We start from the raw sequence: 12,146 nt of genomic DNA on the forward strand, positions 1-12,146 counted from the left end.
CCTGCGTGGACCTGCTCGGCCTAGCTCACCGCCGCGTAGTTCTCGTACACCTCGTCGCTGTCGAGGGGGACGATGCCGGTCCCCCGCTCGTACTCCGAGCGCGCTGTCTCCAGGAGCCTGCGCCAGGAGGTCACGGTGGGCCGCCTGCGCAGCAGTGCGCGACGCTCCCGCTCGGTCATTCCTCCCCACACGCCGAACTCGACGCGATTGTCCAGCGCATCGGCCAGGCATTCCGTGCGTACCGGACACCCGGTGCACACCGCCTTGGCCCTGTTCTGCGCTGCTCCTTGAACGAACAGTTCATCCGGATCGGTAGTGCGGCAGGCAGCCTGCGCACTCCAGTCGGTTACCCAGCCCATACCGGCGCCGTCCTCTCCCGAATCGAGGCTCCCCCACGGCGGCAGCGGCATATTCACCGCCGCCAGTTGAGGACGTTACGGAAGGTGGGCACAGCGCAACACCCCCTTCGGGCCCAATCTTGAATGGCCCGAACGGACTATGGGTAAGCGGCAGATCACCCGCGGGAGTGAGCTGACGACATGCGCGAACATCCCGGCAAACCGGGACAGGTACGGTGCGACACAACGGACGCCGGATGACACACGAGGCGGATTCGGACACGTCGCCAACACATGGCCCGAAAAAAGTGGGCTGGTTCCGGAACGATTCGGGGTCGCCGGACGTATTGATACGTGGCCGCACTGCTGTGACAGTTGAGAGCAGCTTAGGCCAAGGCCTGTACGCGTGTCCGGCGAATGGCAAGGTAGACCGTCCATGTCGTCGTGCCGTCAGACAGACTCGGCGGTGCCGCCCTCTGTCTCCCCCTATGTCACGATCCAGCACTCGAACATCCCGAGAGCCGCCCGCTCACCCGGAATGCTCAGTCCTACGGATTAGGCTGCCCCCATGCCAAAGAAGCGCTCGGGCGGTGGTCTGTCGGCCACGCAGCAGGCCGCCAAGTTCCTCGGTGTCAGTGTGCTCGCGGGAGCCGTCATGGCGGGCATCGCACTGCCCGCGGCCGGCGCCCTGGGCCTCGCGGCCAAGGGCTCGGTCCAGGGCTTCGACGAGATCCCGGCCAACCTGAAGAGCCCGCAGCTCAGCCAGCGGACCCGGATCCTCGACAGCCAGGGCAACCAGATCGCCCAGGTCTACTCCCGTGACCGCACGGTGGTGGACCTCAAGGACATCTCGCCGTACATGCAGAAGGCGATCGTCGCGATCGAGGACTCGCGCTACTACCAGCACGGCGCCATCGACCTGAAGGGCGTGCTGCGCGCGCTGAACAAGAACGCGCAGAGCGGCGGGGTCTCCCAGGGCGCCTCCACGCTCACCCAGCAGCTGGTGAAGAACTACTTCATCGAGGAGGCCGGCGACGACCCGACGAAGGTCGCCCAGGCCACCCAGCAGACCCTCGGCCGCAAGGTCAAGGAGCTGAAGTACGCGATCCAGCTGGAGGAGAAGCTCGGCAAGAAGAAGATCCTCGAGAACTACCTGAACATCACCTTCTTCGGCGAGCAGGCCTACGGTGTCGAGGCCGCCTCCCAGCGCTACTTCTCCCAGCACGCCAAGGACCTCAACCTCCAGCAGGCGGCGCTCCTGGCCGGCATCGTCCAGTCGCCGAGCCGCTACGACCCGGTCAACGACGAGGCCGAGGCCACCAAGCGGCGCAACGTGGTGCTGGAGCGCATGGCCCAGCTCGGCGACATCTCCCAGGCGGAGGCCGACAAGGCCAAGGAGGCACCGCTCGGGCTGAAGGTCACCCAGCCGAAGAACGGCTGCATCACCGCCACCAAGGGCGCCGGGTTCTTCTGCAAGTACGTCGAGAACGTCTTCCTCACCGACCCGGTCTTCGGCAAGACCCGTGAAGCGCGCGCCAAGCTCTGGAACCAGGGCGGTCTGACCGTCCGTACGACGCTGGACCCGCAGGCCCAGGACTCGGTTCAGTCCTCGATCAAGGACCACGTCTACAAGTCCGACGCGGTCGCCGCGGCCGCCACCCTCGTGGAGCCCGGCTCCGGCAAGATCCTGGCGATGGGCCAGTCGAAGCCGTACGGCTACAACAAGAACGAGACCGAGTACAACTTCTCGGTCGACCGGGACTACGGCGGCTCCAACTACGGCTTCCCGACGGGTTCGACGTTCAAGCCGTTCGTGGCCGCGGCCGCCATCGAGGGCGGCAAGTCGGCGACGCAGGAGTACTCGTCGCCGTACAAGATGAACTACCCGAGCCCGGTCCAGGCCTGCGACGGCAAGCAGTGGGTCAACACGACGGGCGAGCAGGTCGAGAACGAGAACGAGTCCGAGGTCGGGCCGTACCAGATGAAGAAGGCGATGGCGAAGTCCATCAACACCTACTTCGTCCAGCTGATCTCCGACATCGGCCTGTGCCCGGTGGTCAAGATGACCGACGCGCTCCACGTCCACCAGGGCGACGGCTCGAAGCTCCCGCAGACCCCGGCCATTGCGCTCGGCGCGATCGGCCTCTCCCCGCTGACCATGGCGAGCGCATACGCCACGTTCGCCGACCGCGGTATGTACTGCACGCCGGTGGCCATCGAGTCGATCACCCAGAAGGTCGGCAACGAGCAGAAGTCCCTGGCCGTGCCCAAGTCGACCTGCTCGCGCGCGATGAGCGAGAAGACCGCGGACACGATCAACACCCTGCTGCGCGGTGTGATCGACTCCGGTACCGGTCAGCAGGCCGGCCTGGACGACCGGGAGAGCGCGGGCAAGACCGGTACCACGGACTCCCGCAAGAACGCCTGGTTCGTCGGCTACACGCCGAACATGGCGGGTGCGGTCTGGGTCGGCAGCGCCAAGCAGAACATCGAGATGACCAACATCACCATCGGCGGCGTCTACCACTCCGAGGTCTTCGGCGCCGACACGCCCGGCCCGATCTGGAAGGACGCCATGACCGGCGCCCTGGAGGGCAAGCCCTCCGAGTCGTTCAACCTGATCGACATCCCGGACGAGAACGACAAGGGCAAGGGACACGGCGACGGCAACGGCAACGGCAACGGTGACAACACCGGTGGCCTGATCGGCGGTCTCATCGGCGACACGAGCGACGGCGGTACGACGAACGGCTCGACCGGCGGCGGCACCAACCCGACCCCGACCTTCTCCTTCCCCGACGGCTTCATCCAGGGGAACGGGAACGGCGGGAACGGCAGGGGCCGAAACTGACCTTCCGGTACGACGGCGGGGCCGCACCTCTGAGAAAGAGGTGCGGCCCCGCCGTCGTACTGCCTGTCCTGAGCTCTGTCCCGGAGCTCTGCCCCGCTCCCTCAGCCCTGAAGGTGCTTCTTCACCGCGGCGGCGACGCGGCCGCCCTCGGCCAGGCCGGCCACCTTCGGGTTCACGATCTTCATCACGGCGCCCATCGCCCGCGGCCCCTCGGCACCCGCCGCCTTCGCCTCCGCGACGGCCTGGGCGACGACCGCGTCCAGCTCCTCGTCACTGAGCTGCTTCGGCAGGTACTCGGCGAGGACCCCGCCCTCCGCCTTCTCCCGCTCGGCGCTCTCGGCACGGCCACCCTGCGCGAAGGCATCGGCGGCCTCCCGGCGCTTCTTCGCCTCCTTGGCGATCACCTTGAGCACCTCGTCGTCGGAGAGCTCGCGCTTCTGCTTGCCCGCGACCTCCTCGGTGGTGATCGCGGCGAGCGTCATCCGGAGCGTGGACGAGCGGAGCTCGTCGCGCCCCTTGATCGCGGCGTTGAGGTCGTCCTGCAGCTTCGACTTGAGCGTGGTGGTCATGAATCCGATTGTCGCAGGTGCCGCAAGCCGGACGCCCGCAGTTTTCCCCACCCCCTACTTCCCGCTCTCCTCCCCCCGTCTCACTCCCCTGTCGCGCCTGTCGCGCCGGCCGGTCTCGGGTGCCTCTCTCCGTCTGACACGATGGTCGTATGCGCGCTCGATACGGAGTACCCCTGGGAATCGCGGCGTTCGGCGCCGCGGGTGTGTTGTACTCGGCCGGGTTCGAGGCCCGTTCCTTCCGCCTGCGCCGAGTGACGGTCCCGGTCCTCCCGCCGGGCGTGCGCCCGCTGCGCGTGCTCCAGGTCTCCGACATCCACATGGTCAGCGGCCAGCGCAAGAAGCAGCGCTGGCTGCGGTCGCTGGCGGGCCTGCGCCCGGACTTCGTGATCAACACGGGCGACAACCTGTCCGACCCCGAGGGCGTCCCCGAGGTGCTGGACGCGCTGGGCCCCCTGATGGAGTTCCCGGGCGCGTACGTCTTCGGCTCCAACGACTACTACGGCCCCCGGCCCCGCAACCCCGCCCGCTACCTGCTGGAGAAAGCGAGCGGCAAGCACGGCCTGAACGGCAACCCGCCGGCCGTCGGCGTGATCCACAACCCGTGGGAGGACCTGCGGGACGGCTTCGACGGGGCGGGCTGGCTGAACCTGACGAACACGAGGAGTGTCCTGAAGGTCGAGGGCGTCTCCGTGGAGCTGACGGGACTGGACGACCCGCACATCAAGCGCGACCGCTATCCGCAGGTGGCGGGCGGCCCGTCCGGTACGGCGGACTTCTCGATGGGCGTCGTCCATGCGCCGTACCTGCGCGTACTGGACTCGTTCACGGCGGACGCCTACCCCCTGATCCTGGCCGGCCACACCCACGGCGGCCAGCTGTGCATCCCCTTCTACGGCGCCCTGGTCACCAACTGCGACCTGGACACGGACCGGGTGAAGGGCCTGTCCACGCACACGGCGGAGGGCCGCACCTCCTACCTCCACGTCTCGGCGGGCTGCGGCACCAACCGCTACACCCCGGTCCGTTTCGCGTGCCCGCCGGAGGCGACACTGCTGACGCTGGTGGGCCGGGAGTGACCCAGCAGCTCGGGTTGTCCGGGTAACCACCCAGGTAACCCAGGCAACCGGATAACCCACCCGGAGTACGACGACATGCCGGAATTGCCCTCTCTTTCTATGTTGAGGGCATGACGGCTCCGATACCCAGGGACATCCCGGACCTCCCCGCGGTCCCGGGCACGCCCATCCTGCTGCACGCACCCGTTCCGGCGACGGCGGTGGTGGCCCCCGTCCGCCGCCCCGCGATCGCGGTGTTCCGCCTGGTGACAGCCGTACTCGCGGCGGCGGGCGTCGCCCTGGAGCTGCTGCTCGGCAGCCCGGGCCGGATCCTGAGCTACTTCGGAGTTCAGGCGGCGATCATCCTGACCCTGGTCAGCCTCGCCTCGGCCCGCCGGGCCTGGCGGGCGGGCCGCCCCGTGCCCTCGTCCCTCACGGGCGCCGCGACGCTCTACGCGCTGATCTCGGCCCTGGTCTACCACCTGCTCCTGGGCCACACGACCCCACCGTTCCTGATGACGGGCCCGGCACACCCTCCGGTGACCTGGCACCCGCAATGGCTGGCCCTGCAGCTCCTCTACGTGGCGGCACCGGTGGCAGCGCTCATCGACTGGCTCTTCCTCACGCCCCCCGGTCGCCTGCACCTCCGCCAGACAGCGGGCTGGATGCTCTACCCCCTCGCCTACCTGGCCTTCTCCCTCACCCGGGCGGAACTCCCCCTCCCCGGCACCCCGGCCCGCTACCTCTACCCCTTCCTGGACGCCGAGCAGCACAGCTACCGCGGCATCCTCGCCAACGCCCTCCTCCTGGGCCTCTCCTTCTATGCCCTGGCGGTCCTCATGGTCGCCCTGGACCACACCCGCCCGAACGCCGTCGGCCGCCACCCCTAAACCGGATTTCGTCTCCGGCCACCAGTGGGCTAAAGTAAACGACGTCGCCGCGACAAGCAGAACAGCAGCGACATCGGGGTGTAGCGCAGCTTGGCAGCGCGCTTCGTTCGGGACGAAGAGGTCGTGGGTTCAAATCCCGCCACCCCGACAGCCGAAGTACCAGGTCAGGACCGGTTTCCCTTCACGGGAAACCGGTCCTGACTCGTTCTACAGGGTCCCTGGGGAGTGAACGGGGAGTGGATCAAGGAAATCCACTCCCCAACGTCACTCCTGACTCGCCCTCAGCAGCACGTCGAGCGCGCGCACCGGTGACCGCGGGTGCATGGCAGACCGTGCCGCCAACGCCCCCTCCCACTGCTCGGTCAGTTCGTCCATGAGCCGGTTCCTCATCCGCGCGGTGATGTGCGAGTAGCGGGCCTGCACCGAGCCGTCCTCGTGCCCCATCCGTTCATCCATGAGTTTGGGCGGGGTCCCGAGCTCCTCCATGACTGTCTTATGGGAGTGCCTGAGCCCGTGTGGAGTGAGCCCCCGTGCGATCGGCAGCCAGCACGCGTCGGCACGGCCCGAGGCATTCCGGCCCCGCGCCGGCACCCCTGGCCACGGATGCGCCATCACGGGTACGGGGTGCGCCTCCTGCGGGGCCTTCTTCGGGTACCACCCCGTCGCGGCCGGATGGAACAGCCAGGTCGCGAAACCGGTGCGGCGCCAGTGCGCGGCCGTCTCTCCCGTCTGGCCCGCACGGACGTAGCCAAGTTCCGCTATGGCTGTCTCCACCCTGATCCGCGTTCGCTCCGCGACCATGTCCGGACGGTTCAGCACGTTCGAGACCGTTGCCGCAGAGACCTCGGCGCGGCGGGCGACGTCGACCAGCTTTGCGCCGACCTGGCGGGCAGCGCCGTTGGCGGGGCCGTGGCCGCGGAACACATAGATGTGCTCGTGGCACGGGCAGGGTGCCGACTCCGTCCGGGCGATATGGCCGGCGACCAAGGCAGACAGCCACTTCGGAGTGTCGACGGTGCGGTAAGAGTCGTCCTTGGGCGGGCAGCGCTCAAACTCCCCCGAGTCGAGTTCGTAAAGCTGCCACTCCACCCGGACCGATGCGGGGCGGACGAACTTGCGCTCCAGGCCGACAATTTCGCCCCACCGCATGCCGGTGTAGCCCTTCAGGACCACGGCTACGAATTCATCGTCACGGCCAGACAGCAGTGAAGCGCGCTCGGCTGTCAGCAGGATTCCGAGAGCGTCGGTCACCACCTTCTCGGGGCCCCGGTTGCGAGAACGTCCAGCGCGCTTGCCTCGGCCGCGCCGCTTGGCCGCCGGGTTGGAATCGCGAAGTCCTTCATCCACGGCGTCGGCGAGGATGAGGTGCAGCGTGCCGTGCCAGGTCTTCACGCTGGACGCGGCGTAGAGCTGCCGTTCCTCCTTCTCCCAGGCGCCGACGTCCGTGGGCTGGATATCGGCGATGGCCTTGTCCTCGAAGGCAGGGAGGAGGTGCTCCTCTATGTGCCGCTTGTAGTTCTGCATGGTCGATGCGGCCAACTCCTGTGCCGCATACCAGCGGTTCACGTACTCGCCGAAGGTCTCCTTCCCGGCATTCGGGTCGCGGTAGCCGACCTCTCGGACCTTGGCCTCCGCATCGTTCGCTGCCTTCGCGGCCTCGCGCTTGGTGGCGAATCGGATCGTGGCACCGTTGGCGTCCACCACGGTGCGGAGCACACCGGGTGCAATCCAGTACCGGCCTCGGTAGTAGTCGGCGCGCTTCTCGCCGTAACCCATGGTTACCTCTCGCAACAAGCGAGGGGTGGAGACCATGGCTGGCCTCCACCCCTCGTGATCAGCTCTTCTGTCAAGCGGCGTTCCGCGCGCGACGCGGACGGCGCGCACGGAGACTCGCTACTGGCCGTACCGGCTGCGCCGCAGTCCGGCGCCGGGATATGGCTTCACCTTCGACGGCGTTCGCCGAGCTGGGCCGCTCTTCGAGAATGTGGAAGATCTCTCGGACGTGATCGCTGGTAAAGCGGTACCCGCCACCGCTCCTCAGGAATGGGATGCGTCGTCGGCGGACCTGTTCCTTCACCCACCACTCCGAGCACCCCAGTGACGTCGCTACCTCCGCCGCCGAATAGCTCAGGGGAAGTCCGCTCTCCTTCGGCACCTTCGTGGCTCCTCTCTGCCTTCCGGGGAATCCGCAACATCCGCCACGCCGCAACCTTGCTGGTCAGCGGCCTGTATTTGTGGCGGACATCGGTTGTGTTGCGGATAGGTGCCGCCACGTGGATACGTGGCGGCACCTATCGGGCGCGGCTGGTCAGCCGGCGATGCGGAGTTGGCGTGTGTCGGTTTCCGCGAACATGTGGCGGCTCTCAGGAGGGTCTTCCGCCACAGATTCACCCTCGCTGACCTGCGTTGTTGCGGCTGTGGCGGATGTTGCGGACTTCTCGGGGAGAGGGGGGCAGTAGCGGTTCCAGGCGTCGCTGAGGTCTTCCGCGTAGTAGCCCTTCGGGGTGCCACTGCCGACCCGGATGCCGCGGGGCTTGATGGGGGTGTTGTCAGGGCGTACGTACTGACTCAGGAGCTTGGACAGGCCGCGTGCGGTGAGTGGCTTGAGGGTCTGTCCGTCCTCGCTCAGGTCGGCCCACGGAGCGTCATCGAGCCCCAAGAGGACTTCGAGAATGGCGGCGGTGGGCATGCGATCGGCGCCGCAGAACACTCGGTCACGCAGGTCCGTCAGCAGCCGCACCCCAAGGGATGCCTCGTCGCCCTGCGTGGCGGCCTTGATGAGCGCGACGCAGGCGGCTCGGGCCCGCTCAGGCCAGTGCCCCCCGGCCGCGTCGGCGACCGCCAGGAGCGGTTCCCATACGTCGGCGGGGCGGTCGGAGACTCCCTCGGGCATCTCCGGCCAGGCCTGTGCGATCTCGTCGTGGATGGTGGTTGCCCAGTCGGCGAGCCGGTCCCGCAGCGCGTGGCCCTGCTTCTCGTGAACGCGGCGCCGGTAGGGTTCGGCCTTCTCGTTGGGGGCCTTCTTGCGCATGCGGATGATGACCGAGCGGGTCAGGATCGTGTCCGGCAGCGAGCCGAGCCCGGCCATGGCGACCGCACAGAACGAAGAGAACCATTCGGCGTCTTGTTTGGAGCCGTCGCCGACGCAGCGCAGGGACTTGGCGCCGCGCCGGTAGCCGGAGTTGAGGAACCCGCGGACCTCTTCGTTGCCGCCGGCTTTGGGGCCGAACACGGTGTCGATCTCGTCGAAGAGGAGCGTGGGGGTTCCTCCATCGGCCTCCACCAGCCGGAACAGGGCGTTGGCGGAGGCGTTGACCGTGGTCGCCGCGCGGGGGGTGAGGGTCTCCACGATCTCCAGCGCGCGGGACTTGCCCGATCCGGGCTCGGGAGACAGGAAGGCCAGTCGGGCGGTGCCGTCGAACGCGTCGATCAGGTGGGCGTGCGCGTCCCAGAGCGTGACGGCGACGTACGCGGCTTCGGTGGGGAAGACGTTGAAGCGGCGGTGGAACGCTTCGACCTCATCGAGCAGGGCCGCGCCGTCGATCGGCGGTGCGGGGGTGTTGGTGCTGGTCATGCGGCGTTCCTCCTTTCCTGGGTGGTGCGGAGCGGGCAGAGGTAACGGTGGGTGTCGTGGTCGGCGATCAGGGCGAGCACCTTGCGATGGCCTACGGCGCCGCGGTCCCTGCCGCACAGGCATGTCGACGTGGCCGTCGGGGTGGCGCCGCGGGTCGCGCGGATGGTGAGCCAGGCCACCGGGAACCGTCCGTCGCCAGCAAGCGGGGCGCTGGGGTTCTGGTCGGAGGGAAGGGCTGAAAGGACGGCCTGTCGGCCGTCGTCCTTCGTGCCACAGCTCCCGTCGGAGTCGGCCGCTGTCGGGCGCGAGGGGGCCGGTACGGCGGGCGGGAGAGGCTTTTCAGTGGCGGATGGGGGGCGGGCCGTCCGGGTCACTGCGCCTCCCGGGGTCGGGCGGTGCGGATGGACCAGTTCAGGGCGCTGCGCAGGGTGGAGCGGCACTCGTACGCCTTGAGTCCGGCCGCCTCCCCCGCTACCTGAAAAGCCTCCTCGACCACGTGGCGGGCGATGTCGCCCCAGGCCACGAAGCGCCCCATGGACCGTGCGGCCTTGAACAGGGTCTCTTCCCGCTTCCCCTCCGGTGCCGCCTCGATGGCCGCCCGCTCGCGCTCCAGCGCCACCTGTGCGCGGCGGGAGGCGTTGCGGGGCGGGGCGATCGCCGACGGCGCGCCGCTCTTCGGTGTCTCCGCGAGCGCCCCGCGCAGCCATGCGGGGAGTTCCGCGACGCGCCACGGGGCGGTGACCTCGTAGGCGGCGCTGTCGATGAGACTGCCGGCGGCGACGACGTAGCCGCCCCAGGCACGGGTGTCGACCAGCGGCGCGAGCTTGCCCGCGGTGTTGGTCAGATGGGTGCCGGGCGGGGCGGTGAAGTACAGGTGCATGCCGCCGCTGGGCGTCCGCACCGTGTAGGTGTCCGGCCAGGGCTGTCCGGCGCGCTCGCAGAGCGCCAGAAAGAAGGTCACGCCGTCAGGCGTGCCCGAACTGCCTTTCTCCTTCGCAACGTCCAGGTCGACGACGACCAGACCGGAGGGGCCAGTGGCGATGGCGACGTTGGCGGCGCCGGTCTCCCAGCACGGCACGATGCGCCGCGGGTCGGTGGTGGCCCGCTGCTCCCACTTTCGGTGCCCGTCGGAGCAGTCGCCGGTGTTGCGGCACCGGTCGGCGCCGTGCAGGGCGGGTTGCTTGCTGCCGGGGCGCAGGGGGAAGACGTGCCAGCCGCGTGCGGCGGCGTCCAGGGCTGCGTGGAGCAGCGTGCCGGCGTTGAGTTGGTGCATGCTGGAGGTTCTCCTGTTCTGTGGTCAGGACAAGGGAGCCGGGGCGGCCACGGACTTTGGCGAGACGGTGGCCGCCCCGGGGTGATCAGGCCGCGTCCAGGGCGGGTTGCTGCCAGGTGGGCAGCGCGTCAAGGACGCGGGAGCGCCAGCGCAGCGCGTAGGGCAGGCAGTTGGCGCAGTTCTTGTGCGGATGGTCTGCCAGGGGCGGTCTGCGGCGGGCATGGTAGCTCCAGGCCGCGGAGTCGGCGGAGGCCAGTAGATGGCCGACGCGCTCCAGCCCCAGAGTCTTGAAGCCGAAGCCGTGCAGCTTCAGCCCGTGTGCGGCCATGGCGGTGACGATCGCGGCACCCTCGCGGGTGGACTGCAACCGGCACACCGAGCCCAGCCCCACGGTGGGTTCCCGGGCCAGGTCGACGCCGGCGCGGTCGTAGAGGCTCACGCACCGCTCGTAGTCGGCGAGCGTGCGCCCCTGAAGGACCGGCACGATCGGCAACGCGGGGGCCAGGGAGCGCAGGTCCAGGTAGTTGGCCACGGTGCGGCGCTGGTGTTCGCCCACGCTGAGGTGGGTGCCGACGAAGCGCTGTCCGCCGATGGTGCCGCCGTGGATGATGGCGTCCTCGCACATCCAGTCCTGCGGCGCGGCCCAGTCGAACGGGCCGACATGCTCCCAGATGCGGCGAAGGTCGCCGATGTACTGCTGCGGGGTGCGCGTCCAGCGGCCGTGGCGCTGGAGCTCCGAGAACCCGCCGGAGTCGACCGCGTAGCGGCCCAGCGCCACGGGCAGCGTGCGCGCCGTGGCGAAGTGCTCGGACTTGAGGAACAGCGGCACCTTCGTGAGTTTCACCCAGTGCCGTTTGTGGGTGGTCAGGTAGAACAGCACCGGCTCTCCTGCTTCTGTGGTCAGGACAAGGGAGCCGGGGCGGCCACGGACTTTGGCGAGACGATGGCCGCCCCGGGCCGACCTAGAACGGAGGCTCTTGGCTGGACTGGGCACCGGCCGCGGCACTGGTCTTGTCCCACAGGCTGTCGCTGGCTGGGCCGTTGGCGGCGGGGCGCTTGCCGTTGATCGTCACGGTGGTGAAGCGCAGGGACGCGCCGATCTCGTCGACCTCCACGGCTAGCATCGAGCGGTTGTCGCCCTCCGGGGTCTTCCAGTCGTGCTGACGGATGCGGCCGGACAGCACCACGCGCGAGCCCTTGCCCAGGGATTCGGCGACGTGTTCGGCCAGGGCGCGCCAGGCGGCGCAGCGGAAGAACGTGGAGGTGCCGTCCTTCCACTGGTTCGACTCGCGGTCGAAGGTGCGCGGGGTGGAAGCGACGGTGAACTTGGCCAGGGCCTGGCCGGAGTCGGTGAACTTCAGCTCCGGGTCGGCGGTCAGGTTGCCAATGATGGTGATCGGGGTCTCTCCGAAGGACATGGTCACTCGCTTTCGGGGGAGGCGGGCCGGTGGTCGGCGGTGAAGTAGAGGCGGGTGCGCTTGCCGTCGCGGGTGGGGTACTGGCGTGCGGGACCGGTGTCGAACGCGGCGGCCAGGGTCTGTTTGACGCGGTCGGCGTCGTCCGGCTCGCAGATGACGCGGATCTCGATCACGGCGC

At 68.8% G+C, this 12,146-nt stretch carries 12 protein-coding genes and 1 tRNA gene; 4 read left to right on the forward strand and 9 right to left on the reverse strand.

Going from position 1 to position 12,146, the window contains the following annotated elements:
* Positions 1–20 precede the first annotated feature (20 nt).
* Entirely contained in the window at positions 21–359 is a 339-nt protein-coding gene (gene wblA, locus EDD90_RS25200) for a transcriptional regulator WblA (protein ID WP_132856581.1), read from the reverse strand.
* A gap of 547 nt (positions 360–906) precedes the next feature.
* On the opposite strand from wblA, the gene EDD90_RS25210 reads away from it, so the two are divergent.
* Positions 907–3,189 (forward strand): transglycosylase domain-containing protein, encoded by a 2,283-nt coding sequence (locus tag EDD90_RS25210; protein WP_123975324.1) that lies wholly within the window; start codon positions 907–909, stop codon positions 3,187–3,189.
* 101 nt (positions 3,190–3,290) lie between these two features.
* Here the strand turns inward: EDD90_RS25210 and EDD90_RS25215 are convergent, their stop codons facing one another.
* Positions 3,291–3,758, reverse strand: coding sequence for a GatB/YqeY domain-containing protein (locus EDD90_RS25215; RefSeq protein ID WP_123975325.1), 468 nt, complete (start codon positions 3,756–3,758; stop codon positions 3,291–3,293).
* 149 nt (positions 3,759–3,907) lie between these two features.
* Here EDD90_RS25215 and EDD90_RS25220 point away from each other — a divergent pair, with 149 nt between their 5' ends.
* The 3 genes from EDD90_RS25220 (at position 3,908) to EDD90_RS25230 (ending at position 5,851) form a co-directional block, all read left to right on the forward strand.
* Complete coding sequence (locus EDD90_RS25220; protein WP_123975326.1) at positions 3,908–4,834, forward strand: metallophosphoesterase; 927 nt, start codon at positions 3,908–3,910, stop codon at positions 4,832–4,834.
* Positions 4,835–4,944: 110 nt separating this feature from the next.
* On the forward strand, positions 4,945–5,703 hold the full coding sequence (locus EDD90_RS25225; RefSeq protein WP_123975327.1) for a Pr6Pr family membrane protein: 759 nt from the start codon (positions 4,945–4,947) through the stop codon (positions 5,701–5,703).
* A 74-nt stretch (positions 5,704–5,777) separates the two neighbouring features.
* A tRNA-Pro gene (locus tag EDD90_RS25230) sits at positions 5,778–5,851 on the forward strand.
* 116 nt (positions 5,852–5,967) lie between these two features.
* Here EDD90_RS25230 and EDD90_RS25235 read toward each other — a convergent pair.
* From EDD90_RS25235 to EDD90_RS55600, 7 genes are all read right to left on the reverse strand, one after another.
* Positions 5,968–7,479, reverse strand: a complete 1,512-nt coding sequence (locus EDD90_RS25235) for a LacI family DNA-binding transcriptional regulator (RefSeq protein WP_123981603.1) — start codon at positions 7,477–7,479, stop codon at positions 5,968–5,970.
* A gap of 532 nt (positions 7,480–8,011) precedes the next feature.
* A complete protein-coding gene (locus tag EDD90_RS25245; RefSeq protein ID WP_123975329.1) occupies positions 8,012–9,277 on the reverse strand; it encodes a DUF3631 domain-containing protein in 1,266 nt (421 codons plus the stop codon).
* Positions 9,274–9,456, reverse strand: coding sequence for a hypothetical protein (locus EDD90_RS25250; RefSeq protein WP_123975330.1), 183 nt, complete (start codon positions 9,454–9,456; stop codon positions 9,274–9,276). Before EDD90_RS25250 ends, EDD90_RS25245 begins: the two co-directional genes overlap by 4 nt.
* Before the next feature lie 191 nt (positions 9,457–9,647).
* Positions 9,648–10,550, reverse strand: coding sequence for a bifunctional DNA primase/polymerase (locus EDD90_RS25255; RefSeq protein WP_123975331.1), 903 nt, complete (start codon positions 10,548–10,550; stop codon positions 9,648–9,650).
* A gap of 85 nt (positions 10,551–10,635) precedes the next feature.
* Positions 10,636–11,430, reverse strand: coding sequence for a hypothetical protein (locus EDD90_RS25260; RefSeq protein ID WP_123975332.1), 795 nt, complete (start codon positions 11,428–11,430; stop codon positions 10,636–10,638).
* A gap of 82 nt (positions 11,431–11,512) precedes the next feature.
* A complete protein-coding gene (ssb, locus tag EDD90_RS25265) occupies positions 11,513–11,968 on the reverse strand; it encodes a single-stranded DNA-binding protein (RefSeq protein WP_123975333.1) in 456 nt (151 codons plus the stop codon).
* Positions 11,969–11,970: 2 nt separating this feature from the next.
* Entirely contained in the window at positions 11,971–12,141 is a 171-nt protein-coding gene (locus tag EDD90_RS55600) for a hypothetical protein (protein ID WP_185149212.1), read from the reverse strand.
* Positions 12,142–12,146 lie beyond the last annotated feature (5 nt).

It is taken from the genome of Streptomyces sp. Ag109_O5-1 (genome assembly GCF_003814875.1).
GTDB lineage: Bacteria > Actinomycetota > Actinomycetes > Streptomycetales > Streptomycetaceae > Streptomyces > Streptomyces sasae.